Here is a 20,354-nt window from a genome sequence, read left to right as displayed (position 1 = left end):
TTATGAGCTTTCAAGAAGAATTGAATTCACTCTTTTTAACTGAAGAGCAGATTCCAGATGCCTTTAAACTGGCGGAAGAAGTACACCAACGTAAATACCTGTCAAATGGAGAAATGTTACCATGGAATGGTGATGTACACACCGTTTTATCACCTATTTGCATTAAAACTCCTAATGGTTTAGAGCGCAAAATAATTGGCACTTATCCACTTTGTGATAAGGAAGAGGCTAACGCAGCTTTAGATGCAGCTGTAGCAGCCTATAATAATGGCAGAGGCGAGTGGCCAACAATGAATGTTGCCCAAAGAATTGAATGCGTGGAAAGGTTTACGCATCAAATTATTGAGAAAAAGCAAGAGGTTGTAAAATTAATTATGTGGGAAATTGGCAAAACTTTTGCCGATTCGACTAAAGAATTTGACCGTACAATCGAATACATCCAAGCAACAATTGATGCCTTAAAAGATTTAGATCGTCAATCTGCAGGCTTTACAATGGAACAAGGCATTGTTGCTCAAATTCGTCGTTCTCCTCTAGGCGTAGTTTTATGTATGGGCCCTTTCAATTACCCATTAAATGAAACTTTTACAACGTTAATCCCAGCGTTAATCATGGGAAATACGATTTTATTTAAACCACCTAAACACGGTACATTATTATTTTATCCTTTATTAGAAGCATTTAAAGACTGTTTTCCTAAAGGCGTAGTAAATACCATTTACGGACGCGGGAATAAAATTATTCCAGGATTAATGGAATCTGGAAAAATAAATGTGTTAACATTAATTGGTTCTAGTAAAGTTGCCAATGAGTTAAAAAAGATGCACCCTAAAGTAAACCGTTTACGTGCTATCTTAGGTTTAGATGCAAAAAATGCTGCAATTATCACGGCAAAGGCCGATTTAAAGCTAGCAGTACAAGAAACCGTTTTAGGCTCACTTTCTTTTAACGGACAAAGATGTACAGCACTAAAAATCATTTTTGTACACCGTAGCCTAGCAGATCAGTTTTTAAAACAACTTGCCGAAGCAGTCGGTAAACTAAAATTCGGAATGCCATGGGTTGATGGAGTTTCGTTAACACCACTACCAGAGCCTCATAAACCAGCGTATTTAAAAGAATGTTTGGATGATGCGATTTCAAAAGGAGCAAAAATCATTAATGAAAATGGAGGTGCAACAAACGAATCATTTGTATATCCTGCAATTGTTTATCCAGTTAATGCTGCGATGAAACTATACACTGAAGAACAATTTGGACCAGTTGTACCTGTTGTTCCTTTTGATGATTTAGAAGAAACGATAGAATATTTAATCGAATCAACTCACGGCCAACAAGTAAGTATTTTCAGTAATGATGATCAAGAAGTGGCTGCATTAATAGATCCATTAGTGAATCAAGTGAGCAGAGTAAATATCAATTGCCAATGCCAACGCGGACCAGATTTTTTTCCTTTTACAGGAAGAAAAGATAGCGCAGAAGGCACTTTATCAGTAGTAGATGCCTTACGTTCGTTCTCTATTCGCTCATTAGTTGCAACAAAACTAAACGATAACAATAAACACTTGCTAAATGAGATTATTGATAGTCACAGTTCTAATTTTTTAAGCACAAAATATCTGTTTTAATGCCAATAAAAGCTTATTCAGCTAATATTTAAATTTTAATTGCGTCACAATTACACTATAATAAAAAAAAGCCTGTATAAACTTTCTTTTATTTGCAAATTTAGTTACATTTGAGCTTACCCTTTCGGGGGTATGTTTTTCATAGGTAGATGTAGGGTCAAGAATTTATTCTTGGCCCTTTTTTCTTTTTCCGCGTATATGTAGCCTACACTTATAAATACCTAAATTTCCCCACTTCCTTGCCAAGTAGGTCTTCACCAACTGCGGCAATTAATAAAATTATTTTCTCAGAAAAGCAAAACCAACATTCCATTTGAAAGCCAACCCTATAAACTTAAGTTGTAAGATTCCCTCAATATAATTAGAGAGTCTGAAAAACAGAATGGTTTCTTCAACTGGCAACAAGACTTCTCGCTTGTGTAGAAAGACTTCTTGCTTGTGTGGAAAGACTTCTCGCTTGTGCGGAAAGACTTCTTGCTTTGCAGTAAGACTTCTCGCTTGTGCAGAAAGCAATCCCAAACCACACCCATTCCAAAGAACTACACAGACTTGATATTTTTTTTACTATCTATTCCAATTTAATGCCAATAACTATCATGAAAAAGACGACTTTCACTAAGTGACAAGCCGAGCAAACCAAACCATTGGTTATAAACAAAACCTATATCCCAAACACTTCGTATCTTTACATAACATTATGATCAAAAAGAAAAAAATAATCGTTGCAATTACAGGAGCTAGTGGCTCTATCTATGCTAAACTCTTATTAGATAATTTACTAAAACTATCCTCTCAAATAGAAAATGTAGGTGTAGTAATGTCAGATAATGCAAAAGAAGTATGGCGTTTCGAATTAGGCAATGAGGAATACGATAATTATCCTTTTACTTTTTATCATAAAATGGATTTCAATGCACCATTTGCATCAGGTTCTGCGAAATTCGACACCATGATCATCATTCCATGCTCAATGGGCACATTAGGCCGCATCGCTCATGGCATATCCAACGATTTAATCTCAAGAGCAGCAGATGTAATTTTGAAAGAACGACGTAAATTAGTCGCCGTAGTTAGAGACACACCTTTTAGCCTAATTCACATTAACAATCTAAAAATAGTAACAGAAGCTGGAGGAATTATCTGCCCTGCAAATCCATCATTTTATAGTTTACCTAAAACAATCGAAGATGTAGCACAAACAGTCGTTAATCGCGTAATCGACTTGGCAGGTTTAGAACAAGAAAGCTATCGCTGGAACGAGGACAAATAGTCTACTCATTGTCATTGTACATCGTAAATCTAAAATCGTCAATCAATTTTGTATCTTTGCAGCTCGATGAAAAAAGTTGCATTTTATACACTTGGCTGTAAGCTAAACTTCTCAGAAACCTCAACCATTGGTCGTTTGTTTACTGATGCGGGTTACTCGGTTGTAGAATTTACCGATGCGGCAGATGTGTATGTAATTAATACTTGCTCTGTAACCGAACACGCAGATAAAAAATGCAGAAAAGTAGTTAAAGAAGCACTTAAATATTCTCCAAATGCTTATGTAACCATTGTGGGTTGCTATGCTCAATTAAAACCAACAGAAATTGCCGAGATAGAAGGCGTAGACATGGTTTTAGGTGCAGCTGAAAAGTTTAGAATCGTAGAATTTATTTCAGATTTAACTAAAAACCCTAAAGCAGTTGTTCATCAACAAAACATTGAAAAAGTAAATCATAATTTTATTGCAGCTTATTCTATTGGCGATAGAACACGTACTTTTTTAAAAGTGCAAGATGGTTGTGATTATCCATGTACCTATTGCACCATTCCTTTGGCACGCGGTGGAAGTAGAAGCGATACCATCGAAAATGTTGTTAATCGTGCCACTCAAATTGCGCAAAGTGGAGTAAAAGAAATTGTATTAACAGGTGTAAACCTTGGCGATTTTGGTATTCGTGATGGACAAAGAGAAGATAAATTCTTCGATTTAGTTAAAGCATTAGATGAAGTTGAAGGTATAGAACGTATTCGTATTTCTTCAATAGAACCAAACTTGTTGAGCAATGAAATTATCGAATTTGTAGCTACATCAAAACGGTTTGTGCCACATTTTCATATTCCTTTACAATCTGGATCTAATAAAATATTAGGCTTGATGAAAAGACGCTACCAACGTGAATTATACACTGAACGTGTTGCGAAAATTAAAGCAGTAATGCCAAATTGTTGCATAGGAGTGGATGTAATTGTTGGCTTCCCAGGCGAAACAAACGATGATTTTTTAGATACTTACCAATTTTTAAACAAATTGGATATTTCTTATCTACACGTATTTACTTATTCAGAACGTGAGCAAACTGAAGCTGCAGAAATGAAAGGTAAAGTTGCAGGAAGTACACGTTTCGATAGAAATAAAATGTTGCATATCCTTTCTGATAAAAAAAGAAGGGCATTTTACGAATCTCAAATTGGTTCAACTGGTCAAGTGTTATTTGAAGACGACCAAAAAAATGGCTTTATGCATGGCTTTACCAAAAACTATGTAAAAGTTAGAGCTAAGTACGACCCTGTAATGGTAAACGAACTTAAAAATGTTAAACTATTATCACTCTTAGCAGATGGAGAAGTTGAAGTAGCTGAAGCAGAAGAAGTTTTAGCGCATTAATTCAGTTTTCAATTAACAACATTCCATTTAAGTTTTAATAATTCACAATTTGCAATTGCAAACTCTCAACTGAAAACCGAGAACTGAAAACTGTTTATTATCTTCGCTTAAATTTTTCACTATGTTTCCTACCGTTTCACACTTCCTATCTTATCTTTTTGGCATTGATGTGCCACTTCCATTTAACACTTTTGGCGTTTTTGTAGCACTTGCATTTGTAGCAGGTTATTGGGCTTTTACAAAAGAGTTGAAACGCAAAGAAGCATTAGGAATTCTGCATCCTAAAAAAAGAAGTATGGTTATTGGTGAGCCAGCGTCAACTATAGAACTTATTTCTAATGCCTTTTTTGGTTTTTTAATAGGTTATAAATTGATTTATGCACTCTTAAATTATAAACTATTTGTAAACGATGCACAAACTGTGCTCCTTTCTACTAAAGGAAATCTATTAGGTGGTATTGCTTTGTCAGCTTTGTTTGCATATTGGGCCTACAAGGAAAAAGATAAAGTAAAATTAGCTAAGCCAAAAACAATAGAAGTTACTGTTCATCCGCACGAGTTGATGAGTCATATGGTTGTTTGGGCAGCTATATGGGGGTTTTTAGGTGCAAAGATTTTCGATAATCTTGAACATTGGGATAGCTTTATAAAAGATCCAATTGGCGGTCTACTTTCTTTTAGTGGGTTAACATTTTATGGAGGTTTAATTTGCGGTGGTGCAGCAGTAATTTACATTGCACGTAAAAACGGAATAAAGCCATTACACATGCTAGATGTTGGTGGACCAGGAATGATGTTAGCGTATAGTGTTGGCCGTATTGGTTGTCATTTATCAGGAGATGGAGATTGGGGAATTCCAAATTTAAACCCTAAACCATTTACATGGTTACCAGATTGGTTGTGGGCATATACTTATCCGAATAACGTAGCTACAGAAGGCGATCACATTGCAGGTTGTATTGGTAAATATTGTAATGAATTGCCCCAACCAGTTTATCCAACGGCAATTTATGAAGTAATAATGGCCTTTATACTCTTCTTAATTTTATGGAAAATTCGTACCCGTATTAAATTACCAGGTATGATGTTCGGTATTTATTTAATGCTAAATGGAGTAGAAAGATTTTTCATTGAATTAATTCGTGTAAACTCAAAATATACAGTTGCAGGTATTCCATTTACACAAGCAGAGCTAATTTCTTCACTATTATTTATCGCAGGATTATTATTGGTGATTTATTCTATTAAAAACAAAGAGAAACACGCGAATTACTAATGATGAATTACGAATTATTATGCTCAAAAGTTATTGCTATCACACGCTTAACGGGTAATTTTATTCGGAAGGAGGCAATGGCTTTCGATTCAAACGCAATTGAATATAAAGGACTAAACGATTTAGTTTCCTACGTAGATAAAAATGCAGAAAAGCTTTTGGTAAAAAATTTAACAAAGTTGATACCTGATGCTGGCTTCATTACAGAAGAAGAAACCGTTAACACCAAAGGCAAAACCTACACTTGGATTATTGATCCTTTGGATGGAACTACAAACTTTATTCACGGCATACCAACATATTCCATCAGCATTGCTTTATACGAAGAAGAGAAGCCCGTAATTGGAGTAGTGTATGAGATTAATAGAGGAGAAATGTTCTTCACGTTTAAAGGTGGCGCAGCTTATTTAAACAATAAGGAGATTCGTGTATCTGAAAGTACTAATCTATCTCAATGCCTTTTAGCAACTGGTTTTCCGTATTATCAATTTGATAAACAAGCACAATACATTCAGCTTTTTACCGATATGATGCAAAAATGCCACGGATTAAGACGCATTGGTTCTGCAGCAGTAGATCTCGCTTATGTAGCGTGCGGCAGATTTGATGCTTATTTCGAATATAATTTAAACTCATACGATGTTGCTGCCGGAGCATATCTGGTGCAACAAGCAGGAGGTAGGATTATGAATTTTGCTGGCGGAGATGAATTTTTAGAAACTCGGGAAGTTTTAGCAACCAATAGCAAAATCACGGATGAGATCTTAACTACTATCAAAAAATACTTCGATTAAAGACAATTTGCTTTATATTTAGTTATAAGAAAATTGAAATTTTATGGTAAAGAAAATTGTATATACGTTATTAGCTTTATTAATTGTAATCCAATTATTTAGACCTACAAAAAATATAGCGACTGCTGAACAAACACAATCAATTGATAGAGCTTATATAGTTCCACAAAATGTTACTGGAATTTTGAAAAAAGCATGTTATGATTGCCATTCAAATACTACTATTTATCCTTGGTATGTTAATATTCAACCTGTTGCTTGGTGGATGGATGACCATATTAAAGAAGGAAAAAGTAAGCTTAATTTTTCAGAGTTCGGCGCATATGCTTTAAAGAAACAAGATCACAAATTAGAAGAAGTAACCGAACAAATAGTTGATGAAATGCCTTTGAAATCATATAAGATAGTACATAGTGAAGCTAAACTTACCCCAGAAGAGAAAAAAGTATTAACAGATTGGGCAAATGGTGTAAGGAAAGAAATTCAAAATAAAATGTAAAAAAAAAGCCCCAATAATGTTAGGACTTTTTTCTATGCCATTGAACTAATATTTTATAATGCCATAGAAACTACTTCTTTAACTTCTGGAACCATACGTTGCAATAAATTTTGGATGCCAGATTTTAATGTAATTGTAGATGATGGACAACCACTGCAAGAACCTCTTAATTCAACAGTTACTACACCTTCATCAAATGATTTGTAACTAATTGCACCGCCATCTTGTTCAACAGCAGGACGCACATAGTCATGTAATATTTGTTGGATTTTAACTTCTAACTCTGTCCCTTCAAAAGCAGGAGTTTCTTCACTTGTGTTTTCTTTTATTTTAAGTTCAGATTCTACAGCACCCTTAACAAATTCTTTTAAAATAACCTCAATATCACCCCATTCAGCATCTTCAGTTTTAGTAATCGTTACAAAGTTGCTTGCGAAAAATACACCACTTACAAAGTTAAATTTGAACAATTCTTTAGCAAAAGGAGAGTGTTCAGCACTTTCTCTAGTTGCAAAATCTTCACTACCGTTAATTAAAAGTTTATTAACCATAAACTTCATGGTAGCAGGATTTGGTGTTTGCTCTGTATATACGTTAATAGTCATGTCTTTAATTTTATGCTACAAAAATAATTAATTCTAATTCTAAATAGTAGATAGTAGATGTCTATTTTAGGTCATTTATAATGAAAGCTACCTGTCTTTCAAGAGAGGGTTGGGTGAGGTTAAAATATGCCAGTGTAATTAAAAGGTGTTATTTGCTTCAATTCTGATTTGATGTTATCGTTTACATCTAGTTCATCAATAAATGCAGACATAGTTTGCGCAGTAATCTTTTGATTAGTACGTGTTAATGCTTTTAAAGCCTCATAAGGATTTGGATAAGCCTCGCGTCTTAATACCGTTTGTATAGCTTCAGCAACAACAGCCCAGTTATTTTCTAAATCTGCCGCGATTGCCTCATTGTTCAGTATAATTTTATTTAACCCTTTTAATGTAGAACTGATAGCAATGATTGTATGCGCCATAGGAACACCCACATTTCTTAACACAGTTGAATCTGTTAAATCTCTTTGCAAACGAGAAATGGGTAATTTAGCAGCAAAAAATTCAAATAAAGCATTTGCTATTCCGGCATTTCCTTCTGCATTTTCAAAGTCAATAGGATTTACTTTATGAGGCATAGCCGAAGAACCAACTTCGCCCTCTTTAATTTTTTGCTTAAAATAATTTTTAGAAATATAAGCCCAAATATCTCTATCTAAATCAATGATGATATTATTAATACGTTTCAGCGCATCACATTGTGCCGCAAACTGATCGTAATGTTCTATTTGAGTAGTATACTGAGCACGATTTAAACCTAAAACCTCATTTACAAAGTTATTTGAGAAGTCAACCCAATTAATTTTTGGATAGGCGATATGATGCGCATTAAAATTTCCGGTAGCTCCGCCAAATTTAGCGCTGTTAGGAATATTTTTTAAATTTTGTAATTGGACGTTCAACCGTTCTGCAAAAACCATAAACTCTTTACCCAATTTTGTTGGCGATGCAGGTTGCCCATGTGTGTGTGCTAATAATGGAACATTGGTCCATTCTTGTGCTAAACCATTTATTTTTTCAATAAGTTCTGTGATAGTTGGATAATAGCTTTCTTCTAATGCAAGTTTGAAAGTATAAGGAATAGCTGTGTTATTAATATCTTGAGATGTTAATCCAAAATGAATAAATTCTTTATAAGGTTGTAAGTTAAGTTCATCAAATTTTGTTTTAATGAAATACTCTACAGCTTTTACATCATGATTGGTAATGCTTTCGGTATTTTTTACCTGTTGTGCATCATCATCATTAAAATTTTGATGAATGATTCTGAGTTTCGGATAAAGTTTGGTATCAAATTGTTCTAATCCAGGTACTTTCGCTTCACAAAGTGCGATAAAATATTCGATTTCTACAAAAACACGATATTTTATTAAAGCATATTCAGAAAAATAATCAGCGAGTTTTGATGTGGTTTTTCTATAACGACCATCTACAGGAGAGATAGCTTTAAGCGGAGATAAGTTCATTTGAATAAGGAAATTGATTCAGCCGCAAAGGTAACATTTATCAAGCATTTATGATAGCTAAAAAGCCGATAAAATGCTTAGAATCAAAAAAGTCCCAGCAAATTGCAAGGACTTTTTTGTAAGATTTACTATTGACTAGTGAACAGCTTTAGTTGAATCTACTGCTGCTTTAGCTGAATCTACTGCTGCTTTAGCTGTATCTACTGCTGCTTTAGCTGAATCTACTGCCATGTTAGCTGAATCGATAGCTGCTGAATCAGTTGCATCTGCTTTTTTCTCTGAATTACAAGCTGCTACTCCTAAAGATAATGCTAAAGCTAAAAAGCCAAATTTGAATAAGTTTTTCATTTTAATTTTCTGTTTAAATAATTAATTAATTTACATGTTAATACCGCAAAGGTAAAAAGGTAACCCGCAAATATGAAATAAAGTTAAAATATTTTTTAAATGGCTGTTTTCATAGAATAGACAATCATTTTATAAAACATATTTCTTTTGCAAGCTACCATTAATGCACATATTTTGAAAAAGTAACCCATAGTTTAAAATTTTATTTTTTTTTTTTAAAGGTTACTATTACTAGCTTTTTGGTATTAACAGCTAAAGTGTTTGCACAATATGGACGGCATAAAGATTGAAGCAAAGGTATGACTGAACGTGAATTGATGCAGCCATTATAGCTTTTGGAAGAAGAAAATTCTCAATTAGAAAGTCATAATTACAGCAAAAAATATTTTTTTTGTCTATCATTGGGTTACCATTCACGTTTAAATGTATTAATTGGTGAGTATTAAGTTAAGCAGTTCAGTTCCAACAGATAGAGAAGTAGTATTAGGTATACTTAACAACTCAGAAGAAGCATTAAATAAGTTGTATGCGGGGTATTATCCGATGGTTTTACAATTTATTTTAAACAATAATGGTGGTGAAGACGATGCGAAAGATGTGTATCAAGAAGCTATTATTGTTTTATATAATAAAATTAAAGGCGGCAATTTTGAGCTTAGCAGTAAGTTAAAAACATATTTGTATTCGGTAAGTCGACGAATTTGGTTGAAGAAACTTACACAACAAAGCAAAAAAACAAATAATATAGCCGACTTTGAAGATGTTTTACCTGTTGATGAAGATGTGGAATGGCATGAGCAAAAGGATATGCAGTTTGACAAGATGAAGGCGGCCTTAGATAGTTTAGGCGAACCTTGTAAAACAATTATTGAAGATTTTTACATACATAGTTTATCTATGCATGATATATGTGAGAAATTTGGTTATACCAATACTGATAATGCTAAGACACAGAAATATAAGTGTTTACAAAGGTTAAAAAAGTTATTTTTTCAATCATAAAATGAGGAACGAGATAGAATTAGAAGCAATTATTGAAGATTATCTGAATGGTAAACTTACCGTTGATGAGCAAAAGGCTTTTGAGCAATTGAGAAATAATGATGCAATTGTTGATCATAAAGTAGTTGCGCATAAAGTTTTTTTAGAATCGATGAAGCAATATGCTGACATTTTAGTATTGAAAGAACAAATGGATGCAGCTCATAATCAATTAGATGTTGCCGCTATTAGTGCTAAAGTAAAACCGCATTCATCTAAAATTGTAAGAGTTTGGCGTAATAATAGATCTGCAATTGCAATTGCTGCTTCATTTTTGATTTTAGCAATGGTGATGCTGTATTCTATACAAAACCAATCTAAACAAGATGGAAGTTTTGAAGCGTTAAATAGAGAAGTAAGTCAAATTAAACGTTCTCAGAATAATTTAATTAGAAACATTAACACCAAAGTGCAGAATACCACTATAACGCCAGCTAAATTTGGTGGCTCTGGGTTTGCAATTTCTAGCAATGGTTACATTTTAACTAATTATCATGTAATTAAGGATGCAGATTCGATTTACGTTCAAAATAGTAGAGGAACTTCATTTAAAGCAAAAAGATTTTATACAGATCCAATTAATGATATTGCCATTTTAAAAATAAACGATTCTTCTTTCGATCATTTAGGTTCGCTTCCATATAGTATCAAAAAAGCTGGTGCTGGTATTGGTGAAATCGTATATACATTAGGTTATCCAAAAGATGATGTAGTTTTAGGTGATGGTTACATCAGTTCTAAAACAGGTTTAAATGGCGATACTTTAGCTTATCAAGTTGCTATTCCAGTAAACCCGGGTAATAGTGGAGGTCCATTATTAGATAATGCTGGTAATATTGTTGGTGTAATTAATGGTAAAGAGAATAAAACGGATGGTGCTGCATTTGCAGTAAAATCGAGATATATTGTAGAAGCAGTTAATTCTATTCCTCAAGATTCATTAAGTAAAAGAATTCCTTACGGGAAAAGAAGTCAATTGCAAGGCTTAAAACGTAACAAGCAGGTAGAAAAAATGCAAGATTATGTTTTTATGATTAAAGTGTATTAATATTCCCAAAATATTAAATTTGAAACCCCGAACTTTTAGTAAGTTTCGGGGTTTTTAATTAAAAAAGATTTAAGATGGAATTTGGAAGAGTTAGCGAAGCAGAAATTAATACAATTGATTTTATGCTGCCACCAGACGGGGAGCAAACTGTTATCACCTTAAAGAGTTTGAAGTCATCAGCAAAACCAGTATATTATGTTGGTTGCGCTAAGTGGGGCAGAAAAGAATGGAAAGATCTTATTTATCCGAAGAAAACCAAAGAGGCAGATTTTTTAGGTGAATACGTAAAACACTTTAATTCGATTGAATTAAATGCAGTTTTTTACAGTATTCCGAAAGAAGAACAAATTTTAAAATGGAAAGAGCAGGTTGCCGCAAATACTAAAGGTGATTTTATATTCTGTCCAAAATTTTCTAGAACGATAACACACATCAAAAGATTAAAAGATGCTGATTTTTTAACAGACGAATATATTAAAGCTATTTCTGCATTTGGTAACTATTTAGGACCATGCTTTTTACAGGTTAGTGATAATTTTGGTCCAAATAACATTGAAATATTGGAAAATTATCTAAAAAAATTGCCAGCTGATTTAAAGACTTTTGTAGAAGTTAGACATAAGGATTGGTTTATCGGCGATGCCAAAAAACAACTTTTTATGTTATTGGCAAAACTAAAAAAAGGAGCAGCGATTACAGACGCCAGTGGAAGAAGAGATTGTGTACATATGGAATTACCAACTCCAGAGGCTTTTATCCGATTTGTAGGCAATGGCGGTAAGTATTTAGATTCTGATAAAGCTAGAGTTGATGAATGGGTGGTGAGAATTAAAAATTGGTTAGACCATGGTTTACAAAGCGTGTATTTCTTTTTGCACCAGCACGATGAAGCCGATACGCCACTAATTGCCGATTACACTATTCAAGAATTTAATAAACGTTTGGGTAGTGATTTGTCACGCATAAATTTTATTGCGCAAAATAATCTACTGTTTTAATAGACTTTTTGTAACTTCAATTATTATATCATTTTATTAATTAAAAACAATTGAATATGAGTTTAAGATTAGGAGATACAGCTCCGAATTTCAAGGCAACAACATCTATTGGTGAAATAGATTTTTACGATTATTTAGGTGATAGCTGGGGTGTTTTATTTTCACATCCAGCAGATTACACGCCTGTTTGTACTACTGAATTAGGTCGTACAGCATCTTTAAAGCCTGAATTTGATAAAAGAAATGTAAAAGTTCTAGCATTAAGTGTTGATTCGGCAGAATCGCATAAGGGTTGGATTAGCGATATTAATGAAACTCAAAACACTAATGTAGATTTTCCAATTATTGCAGATCAGGATAAGAAAATAGCTGATTTATATGATATGATTCATCCGAATGCTTCTGAAACGATGACAGTTCGCTCATTGTTTGTCATTTCTCCAGATAAAAAAGTAAAACTGATGATTACGTACCCTGCATCTACAGGCAGAAATTTTACAGAAGTTTTAAGGGTAATAGATTCCTTGCAGTTAACAGCTAATTATAGCGTTGCAACACCAGCTGATTGGAAAGATGGCGAGGATGTAATTGTAGTAAATAGTATTAAGACAGAAGATATTCCTGCTAAATTTCCAAAAGGACACAAAGTGATAAAACCTTATTTAAGAACCACACCTCAGCCAAATAAGTAATTTTCAACTTTTTTTTCATTTAAATTTTTTTGTAATTAACTTTAAATCAGTTACTATATAAAATATTAATGCAACTTTCAATTTTATGAATACTGGAAAAGTAAAATGGTTTAATATCCAAAAAGGTTATGGATTTATTATTTATGACGGAAATAAAGAGATTTTTGTTCACTTTAAAGATGTAGTAGGGGGGATAGATAGTATTAAAGAGAATGACGAAGTAGAATTTGAAACTGCAGAAGGTAAGAAAGGATTGCAGGCTGTGAATGTTAAAAAAGCGTAAATTGAAATATAAAAATAGTAAGCTTTGCGGATTTCGCAAGGCTTTTTTTATTTAATAATGCTGCATGATTTTAGCTTTAATTACTAAATAGCCAGCATTAGTTTGAGTAAACAGGATAAAATCATCATGACTTGAACTGATTTTATATTTTTTAACTAAGTTCTCTGCTTTTTCAGGGAAATTTCGAACAATAACGTTTCCTTTTAGATTTTTTTCTTTTTTTAGTTCATTTAAGTTTAATAGTGATTTTATTTCGAAAATTCTACCTAGAAACTCGGATTTTATTTCTTCACTAAAGTATAATTGACTTTGTGAGTGCAACTTTTTCAATCCAAATCTTTCAGCTATCAAATTAAATGCTCCACTTTTTAATAAAGCCACATCAGGTTCGTATATATATCCAACAGGTAATGTGTTAGCGATTTCGGTTGTTAATCGTAAATCACTTATAGGAAAAGAGAAGGTTTTTGTAGTAGTATTTAAGGTCGCACAAATAATTTTAGTTTCACCAATAAAACCTTTATCGATTACCCAAAGTATTTCTTTACACTCGTTTTTTACACTTACAATATGAATTTCACTGACGTTTTGTAATTCGCTTAAACCAGCAGAAATATCAAGTAATGGTGCGGTCTTAATAATTATTCGCTTCGTTTTCTCTAAAAAAAGAGGTAAATGTTCGGTTACATCTGGTGTACAATCCTTGAGCTTAAAAACCTTATTGCTATGGCTTCTCCTTGCCGGATCAATATAAATCGTATTGAATTTAAGCTTGTTTTTTTTGAGAAATTCAATTCCGTCTTCTACTACAAAATTTATGTTATTTGCTCCTAAAATTTTAGCATTATAAGCTGTAATTTCTAATAATTCTGAATTGATTTCGCAACTATATACTTCATCTAATTTCTTAGAAAAGAAATAACTATCAACTCCAAAACCAGCCGTTAGATCTATTAATGAACCTCCAATAGCTAAATTAGCTTTATATGCTGCTGTGGTTTCAGATGAACATTGTTCTATTGAAAGTAAAACTGGATAATAAATCTTATCGTGATTAAACCATGTCGGGAGTTTGTGAATGGATTTTTTTTTAGCTGCAATTTGTCCGGCTAATTCTGCTGAACTTACATTTTTAAACAACGATTTTGACAGTGCAATTTTATTTACATCCGCATTAATATGCTCAGTAATATAGCATTGAAGCTCATTTTTTAAAATATTCTCATTCATTTTAGCTAAGCTTACGCTTTATCTTTCATCACAATTTGACAAGTATGTCGGCTTTTTACTTCCAATAATACATCCTTGTTAATAATAACTCTGTCAATAGTTTGCTGATTGTAGTAACGAATAGTTACGAGCTCTAATCCTTTGTTATACTTTACTTTAAAAGTTTCAGATAAATCTGTAATTAACTGCTTAATCTTTTCCTCATCATTATCTACACTTACCGAAAAACTAATGGCTGAATTAAGCATGGTATTCACTTTTACCTTGTTTTTATGTAAGATATTGAAAATATGGCTTAGATTTTCTTCAATGATAAACGAAAAATCTTTAGGAAATATAGAGATCAAAACCTGATTTACTTTGAAAATAAAAGAGGCTACAGGTAGCGGTGTTGCAACTCCAGTAATGGCAGTTCCCACAGCTTCAGGTTGCAAAAATGAACGCACATAAAGCGGAATTCCTTTATTCTGAATAGGTTTTATGGTTTTTGGATGAATTACCGTTGCGCCATAATAAGTAAGTTCTATTGCATCGTGATACGATAATTGAGGTATTTTTTCCGTTTCATCAAACCATTTTGGATCTGCATTTAAAACGCCAGGTACATCTTTCCAAATCGTCATTGATTCTGCATTTAGGCAAGCGCAAAAAATAGCAGCCGAATAATCAGAACCTTCTCTGCCCAAAGTACTGGTAAAGTTTTCGCTTGTACCACCGATAAAGCCTTGTGTTACCACAATTCCTTTATCCAAATAAGTAGGTAAATGTTTCTGGATTTCTTGTTCTGTTTTATCCCAAATTACATTTGCATCACGGTAATTATTATCTGTTTTGATGTAGCTCCTAGCATCGCCCCAGATGGTGAAACAACCAATTAAATTTAAATAAGCTGCCACAATTTTGGTGGAAACCAATTCTCCAATCGAAACGATTTGATCGTATAAGTAATCTGCACCATCACTTGCTTCTTCTTCCAAAAGCCATTCTATTTCTACAAAAGTGTTTGCTACATCATCATATATAGGGTTTTTATGATCAGTAAAAAGACTTGAAATAATATCGAAATGATAAGCTTTTATTTCTTCAAATAATTGAAGTGTTTTTTCCTCGCCATTAACGTATGCCCAAGTTAATTCTTCTAACTTATTGGTCATTTTCCCCATGGCAGAAATCACAATCAATAAATTAGTTGATGGATATCCCTGCACAATTTTGGCCAAATTTTTAACACCTTCTGCGTCTTTTACAGAAGCTCCTCCGAATTTAAATACTTGCATTAATTTGTTTCTGTTAAAATGGTATTTGGCTTAGCAATGCCTTTTAAGGCTGAAAATGGGATGATTAATTTTGTAATTCCTTCCGAATAAGGTTTAATCTCATAAGGATTGTACAAAAACACCAAACCTTTGTTGCTTACATAAAAATTTTCTGGTAAGTGAAATTTATCGTCTCGGAAAAAATACTTTCCAGTTAATTGTTCTGTCGCCGACAATTTTTCATCTTTTCTGAAAATTGCTTCAGCAATGCTTACTAACTTTTCATGCTGGTTAGTTGCTACCAATGAATCTAATGTTAGTGTTACATTAGTTTTTGGATTATAATTCAGATAAGAAAAGCTAGTATTTGGATGAGCTCCGCCAGAATAATCTGAGTTTATATATTGTAAAGCGATGTAATTGTTAGTTTGATGAAGTACTTTAATATCAATAATTAACCACCAAGCTTGAGCGCTAGTTGCATTTTGTAAGTGGAAGTCATCGTATCCTTTTACAAAACTAGTTGCAATATCTTTATAAGAAGTAGCTTTTTCATCTTCACCAATATAATTAAAAACTTGTCTTAAAATGTAATTGTTTAAGGTTTCATTTTTAAATATTGGATAGGTAATAACTGCTTTTGTAGTATCTGAAATTTTAACAGTAGTTTTAACTACATTTCTACTATAAATCTTAACAGAATCGTAAGTAAAAGTTAACGTATCAACGATAGCAATATCATTTTTGCTATTATCTCTGTTTTTTTCGTTTCTACATGCAGAGAAAATGCAGATTCCAATAAAAAATAAGACTAATTTTCTCATACTAAATTTTTTGTTTGCTCTTTCGAGAATGAAGCATTTAACCAACCGCTTTCAATAGCAGCAGTATATTTATTGTAGAAATTTATAGCTGGTTCATTCCAATCTAAAACCTGCCAAACCATGCCATTATAATTTCCATTTTTTGCTTCTTCAATTACTTTTTCAAATAACAATTTGCCAACTCCTTTTCCTCTGCAAGCATCAGTTACCAAGAAATCTTCTAAATATAAACGGCAACCTTTCCATGTTGAGTATCTGGTATAAAATAATGCAAAGCCAATAATTAACCCATTTTCTTTTTGCCCAAAACCTGCATCAATAAATTCAGTTAATGTTACCGTAACCTCTTCAGGTGCCTTTTCATAAACAGCTAACTCGTTAATTAATTCTAATAATCTAATGCAATCTTCCTTAACTGCTACTTTTATAGTTACATTCATTAGGCTTTCCAATGTTTAATTACTCTTTTTCCAAATATATTACTTCCAATTCTTACCATCGTGCTTCCTTGTTCAATTGCCAATTTATAATCTGACGACATGCCCATAGAAATCTCTTTAAAACTATCATCCTTTCTAAAGAAACTCAATTTTATTCCATCAAAAAGTACTTTAAGCTCATGAAACTCTGCTTTTGTTTGTCCATCCAATGCAGTATTAGTTGCAATCCCCATTAAGCCCACAATTCTGACATTTTTTAATGTTCCAAATTCTTCTGAGCGTAAAAGTTCGATGGTTTCATCAAAACCTAAACCAAATTTAGTATCCTCATCAGCAATATAAATTTGCAATAAACAATCTATTATTCTATTGTTTTTTGCAGCCTGCTTATCAATCTCTTTTAATAATTTAAGACTATCAACAGATTCTATTAATTTTACGAAAGGAGCAATATATTTTACTTTATTGCTTTGCAAGTGACCAATTAAATGCCACTCTATATCTTGTGGTAATTGACCTTGCTTCTCTACCATCTCTTGCACTAGATTCTCTCCAAAAACTCTTTGTCCAGCATTATAAGCTTCTAGTACGGCATCTGCCGGATGATTTTTAGAAACCGCTACCAACTTAACGCCGGCTTGGTCTAATTCATTTTTATATTTTAATAAGTTATCTGTAATGCTCATTTATCAGTATTTTTGGTAAAATTAACAACCTTAGCGCAATTTGGCTAAGAAATAAGAAAGGTTTTATAAATAATGAAAAGATTTTTTGTCATCCTTATACTATGTGCCTTGTTTTATGCCTGTAAGCCAGGTATTCCAAAAGACATTATCCAGCCAGATCAAATGGAGAAAGTATTGCATGATATTCACATAGTTGATGGATATTCTTCATCTTTTGTAAACATTGATAGTTCTAAAAAGGTTATTTCTTCACTCTACAAGGGTATTTATAAAAAATTTGGAATTGATTCTGCTTTGTACAATCAAAGTCTTGATTATTATTACAAGCATCCAGATGTGATGAAAAAAATGTACGATAATATCAGTCTTAATTTGAATAAGGAAAAAGAATATTTTTCAGGAATTATCGCAGTAGAAAATAGTAAAAGTTCATTATTTGGTGCTGCATTGTTGGCTCCACCAGTAAAACCCTTAGATTCAACTTTTAAAATGGGTACTAATCCATTAAAAATGTATTCAATCGATTATCCTGTTCAATAAGCATATGCTGTATCCTGAAAATTGCCAAGAACGGTTAGGCTTTAATGAAGTTCGACAAATGGTGCATCAACATTGTTTAAGTACAATGGGCCAAGCATTGGTTAATAAAATGCAGGTAATGACGAAATACGACCAAATAAATAAATTTCTTCGTCAAACCAATGAGTTTAAAAGCATTTTAGAAAATCAAGAACCTTTACAAATCAGTACTTTTTTTGATATTAAAGTTTTCGCTGATAAAATTAGAGTAGAAGGAACCTATTTAATGGAAGATGAACTTTTCCAGATCTATGCCTCCTTACAAACAGTTTTTTCTGTAATCAGATTTTTTGATGAGCGAAAAGAAATGTATCCCAATCTTGAAGCTCTTTTCGAGCACTTGCCAATAGAAAAGAACATCCTTAAAAAAATAGAAGCTGTTTTAGACCCAAAGGGAAAAATGAAACCCAATGCTTCGCTAGAACTACAAGAAATTACTGCAGCAATTGCCAAAGGCGAGCAAGAAGTGCGTAAAAGAATGGATTCTATTTATAAAATGGCAGTTGGCAAAAATTGGGTTGCTGATGGGAGTTTAACTATTCGTGATGGCAGAATTTGTATTCCCATTTTGGCGGAAAACAAGAGGAAATTGAAAGGGTTTATTCATGATGAATCTGCAAGTGGACAAACCGTTTATTTAGAGCCAGAAGAGGTATTTACCTTAAATAATAAACTTCGTGATTTAGAGTTTGATAAGCGTAGAGAGATTATTAAGATTTTAATTGCATTAACAACCGAATTAAGGCCATATACGCCACTTTTATTGTCGTATCATGGGTTCTTGACTAAATTGGATTTTGTGAGAGCAAAAGCACTTTTTGCAATTGATATTCAGGCAAATATGCCAGTATTATTAAAGGAAGCTAAAACAAAGTTGATAAACGCCAAGCATCCATTATTGCTGTTGTCTTTTGCAGCAGAAAAGAAAATGGTTATTCCTTTAAATATTCATATGAATGAGAATTTAAGGATTGTTTTAGTTTCTGGACCTAATGCTGGTGGTAAATCGGTTTGTATGAAAACTGTTGGTTTGCTACAAATGATGGTGCAAACGGGTTTGCTTGTTCCAGTTGATGAAGCTAGCGAAATGGGAATATTTGATCAGATTTTTGCAGATATTGGCGATGATCAATCAATAGAATCTGATTTGAGTACATATAGCGCTCATCTAACCAAGATGCGCTATTTTGTTGAACATGCCTCGCCAAAAACATTAGTCTTAATTGATGAATTTGGTACAGGAACCGATCCTCAATTTGGTGGCCCAATGGCCGAGGCTGTTTTAGAAGTTTTAAATGCGAAAAAAGTTCGCGGTGTAATCACTACGCATTATTCTAACTTGAAATTGTTTGCCAGCAATACTAGTGGATTGGAAAATGCTTCCATGCTATTTGATAATAGCAAAATGAAACCGCTTTATATTTTAGATTTAGGTAAACCTGGAAGTTCTTATGCTTTTGAAATTGCTCAAAATATCGGTTTGCAAAAAGAAGTTTTAGCACTAGCAAAACAGAAAACAGGAAAAAATCAGAATAGTATTGATAGTTTACTGGTAGATTTAGAGAAAGAGAAAAGGCAAATCCAAGAAACTAAAATCAATTTAGCAAATCAGCAAAACAAGGTTAAAAATTTGGTTGCAGAAAATGAAAAATTAAAACTGTTTTTAGAAGAAAATAAAAAGGTTTTAATTAAAGAAGCCAAACTAGAAGCTCAAAACATCATCCGCGACGCGAATAAATTAGTAGAAAATACCATTGCTGAAATAAAAGAAAAACAAGCAGATAAATTAATAACCAAAGAATTAAGACAAAATCTGCAAAAAAGCTTAGTTAAAAACGAAGTTAAAGAAGAACGTAAACCTGTCGTTAAAATTGATGATTCTGCTATTGAAGTTGGAGATTGGGTGCAACTGGTAAATACAGAAACTAGCGGACAGGTTTTAGAAATTAATCGAGATAATTTAGTGCTAGCTTTAGGCGATTTACGCTCTGTAGTTAAAAGAAAT

The 20,354-nt window shown here is 32.9% G+C and carries 21 protein-coding genes; 13 read left to right on the top strand and 8 right to left on the bottom strand.

The annotated features are described in order from the left end of the window. The first annotated feature begins 2 nt into the window (after window positions 1–2). From WC622_RS06925 to WC622_RS06900, 6 genes are all read left to right on the top strand, one after another. Window positions 3–1,628 (top strand): NADP-dependent glyceraldehyde-3-phosphate dehydrogenase, encoded by a 1,626-nt coding sequence (locus WC622_RS06925; protein WP_372818568.1) that lies wholly within the window; start codon window positions 3–5, stop codon window positions 1,626–1,628. 697 nt (window positions 1,629–2,325) lie between these two features. Further along, entirely contained in the window at window positions 2,326–2,898 is a 573-nt protein-coding gene (locus WC622_RS06920) for a UbiX family flavin prenyltransferase (protein WP_372818566.1), read from the top strand. A 66-nt stretch (window positions 2,899–2,964) separates the two neighbouring features. Further along, window positions 2,965–4,284 carry a tRNA (N(6)-L-threonylcarbamoyladenosine(37)-C(2))-methylthiotransferase MtaB gene (gene mtaB / locus WC622_RS06915; protein WP_372818564.1) on the top strand — a complete coding sequence of 440 codons (1,320 nt, stop codon included), beginning with the start codon at window positions 2,965–2,967 and terminating at the stop codon, window positions 4,282–4,284. Between the two features lie 121 nt (window positions 4,285–4,405). Then, window positions 4,406–5,560, top strand: coding sequence for a prolipoprotein diacylglyceryl transferase (locus WC622_RS06910; protein ID WP_372818562.1), 1,155 nt, complete (start codon window positions 4,406–4,408; stop codon window positions 5,558–5,560). Window positions 5,561–5,562: 2 nt separating this feature from the next. Then, the gene (locus WC622_RS06905) at window positions 5,563–6,354 is read left to right on the top strand and encodes an inositol monophosphatase (protein WP_372818638.1); all 792 of its coding nucleotides are present in this window, start codon (window positions 5,563–5,565) and stop codon (window positions 6,352–6,354) included. Window positions 6,355–6,397: 43 nt separating this feature from the next. After that, a complete protein-coding gene (locus tag WC622_RS06900; RefSeq protein WP_372818560.1) occupies window positions 6,398–6,853 on the top strand; it encodes a heme-binding domain-containing protein in 456 nt (151 codons plus the stop codon). A gap of 53 nt (window positions 6,854–6,906) precedes the next feature. Here the strand turns inward: WC622_RS06900 and WC622_RS06895 are convergent, their stop codons facing one another. The 3 genes from WC622_RS06895 to WC622_RS06885 form a co-directional block, all read right to left on the bottom strand. Further along, window positions 6,907–7,458 carry a NifU family protein gene (locus WC622_RS06895; protein WP_372818558.1) on the bottom strand — a complete coding sequence of 184 codons (552 nt, stop codon included), beginning with the start codon at window positions 7,456–7,458 and terminating at the stop codon, window positions 6,907–6,909. Between the two features lie 119 nt (window positions 7,459–7,577). Beyond that, window positions 7,578–8,924: an adenylosuccinate lyase gene (gene purB / locus WC622_RS06890; RefSeq protein WP_372818557.1), complete on the bottom strand. Its 1,347-nt coding sequence runs from the start codon at window positions 8,922–8,924 to the stop codon at window positions 7,578–7,580. 135 nt (window positions 8,925–9,059) lie between these two features. Next, a complete protein-coding gene (locus WC622_RS06885; RefSeq protein ID WP_173268726.1) occupies window positions 9,060–9,272 on the bottom strand; it encodes a hypothetical protein in 213 nt (70 codons plus the stop codon). A gap of 435 nt (window positions 9,273–9,707) precedes the next feature. Here WC622_RS06885 and WC622_RS06880 point away from each other — a divergent pair, with 435 nt between their 5' ends. From WC622_RS06880 to WC622_RS06860, 5 genes are all read left to right on the top strand, one after another. Further along, on the top strand, window positions 9,708–10,274 hold the full coding sequence (locus WC622_RS06880; protein ID WP_372818555.1) for an RNA polymerase sigma factor: 567 nt from the start codon (window positions 9,708–9,710) through the stop codon (window positions 10,272–10,274). Window position 10,275: 1 nt separating this feature from the next. Continuing rightward, a complete protein-coding gene (locus WC622_RS06875) occupies window positions 10,276–11,361 on the top strand; it encodes a S1C family serine protease (protein WP_372818553.1) in 1,086 nt (361 codons plus the stop codon). Window positions 11,362–11,435: 74 nt separating this feature from the next. Then, window positions 11,436–12,359: a DUF72 domain-containing protein gene (locus WC622_RS06870; protein WP_372818551.1), complete on the top strand. Its 924-nt coding sequence runs from the start codon at window positions 11,436–11,438 to the stop codon at window positions 12,357–12,359. 56 nt (window positions 12,360–12,415) lie between these two features. Then, the gene (locus WC622_RS06865) at window positions 12,416–13,051 is read left to right on the top strand and encodes a peroxiredoxin (RefSeq protein ID WP_372818549.1); all 636 of its coding nucleotides are present in this window, start codon (window positions 12,416–12,418) and stop codon (window positions 13,049–13,051) included. Between the two features lie 85 nt (window positions 13,052–13,136). Further along, on the top strand, window positions 13,137–13,334 hold the full coding sequence (locus WC622_RS06860; protein WP_372818547.1) for a cold-shock protein: 198 nt from the start codon (window positions 13,137–13,139) through the stop codon (window positions 13,332–13,334). A 51-nt stretch (window positions 13,335–13,385) separates the two neighbouring features. Here WC622_RS06860 and WC622_RS06855 read toward each other — a convergent pair whose 3' ends face one another. Genes WC622_RS06855 through WC622_RS06835 form a run of 5 tightly spaced genes read right to left on the bottom strand, consistent with a single transcriptional unit; the run spans window position 13,386 to window position 17,770 of the window. Beyond that, window positions 13,386–14,564 carry a class I SAM-dependent methyltransferase gene (locus tag WC622_RS06855; RefSeq protein WP_372818545.1) on the bottom strand — a complete coding sequence of 393 codons (1,179 nt, stop codon included), beginning with the start codon at window positions 14,562–14,564 and terminating at the stop codon, window positions 13,386–13,388. A gap of 11 nt (window positions 14,565–14,575) precedes the next feature. Then, entirely contained in the window at window positions 14,576–15,841 is a 1,266-nt protein-coding gene (locus WC622_RS06850; RefSeq protein ID WP_372818543.1) for an aspartate kinase, read from the bottom strand. Further along, complete coding sequence (locus WC622_RS06845; protein ID WP_372818541.1) at window positions 15,841–16,644, bottom strand: DUF3298 domain-containing protein; 804 nt, start codon at window positions 16,642–16,644, stop codon at window positions 15,841–15,843. The genes WC622_RS06850 and WC622_RS06845 overlap by 1 nt, the downstream gene beginning before the upstream one ends. Next, the gene (locus WC622_RS06840; protein ID WP_372818540.1) at window positions 16,641–17,084 is read right to left on the bottom strand and encodes an N-acetyltransferase family protein; all 444 of its coding nucleotides are present in this window, start codon (window positions 17,082–17,084) and stop codon (window positions 16,641–16,643) included. The genes WC622_RS06845 and WC622_RS06840 overlap by 4 nt, the downstream gene beginning before the upstream one ends. Beyond that, window positions 17,084–17,770, bottom strand: coding sequence for a YggS family pyridoxal phosphate-dependent enzyme (locus WC622_RS06835; protein ID WP_372818538.1), 687 nt, complete (start codon window positions 17,768–17,770; stop codon window positions 17,084–17,086). The genes WC622_RS06840 and WC622_RS06835 overlap by 1 nt, the downstream gene beginning before the upstream one ends. Window positions 17,771–17,842: 72 nt before the next feature. On the opposite strand from WC622_RS06835, the gene WC622_RS06830 reads away from it, so the two are divergent. Together WC622_RS06830 and WC622_RS06825 are read left to right on the top strand one after the other, a co-directional pair. Continuing rightward, window positions 17,843–18,310: a DUF4296 domain-containing protein gene (locus WC622_RS06830; RefSeq protein ID WP_372818535.1), complete on the top strand. Its 468-nt coding sequence runs from the start codon at window positions 17,843–17,845 to the stop codon at window positions 18,308–18,310. Between the two features lie 4 nt (window positions 18,311–18,314). Then, on the top strand, window positions 18,315–20,354 hold a 2,040-nt coding region (locus tag WC622_RS06825), incomplete at its 3' end, for an endonuclease MutS2 (protein WP_372818534.1).

The sequence above is a fragment of the Pedobacter sp. genome (assembly GCF_041662865.1).
GTDB lineage: Bacteria > Bacteroidota > Bacteroidia > Sphingobacteriales > Sphingobacteriaceae > Pedobacter.
This window is presented reverse-complemented; position numbering and strand designations above follow the sequence as displayed.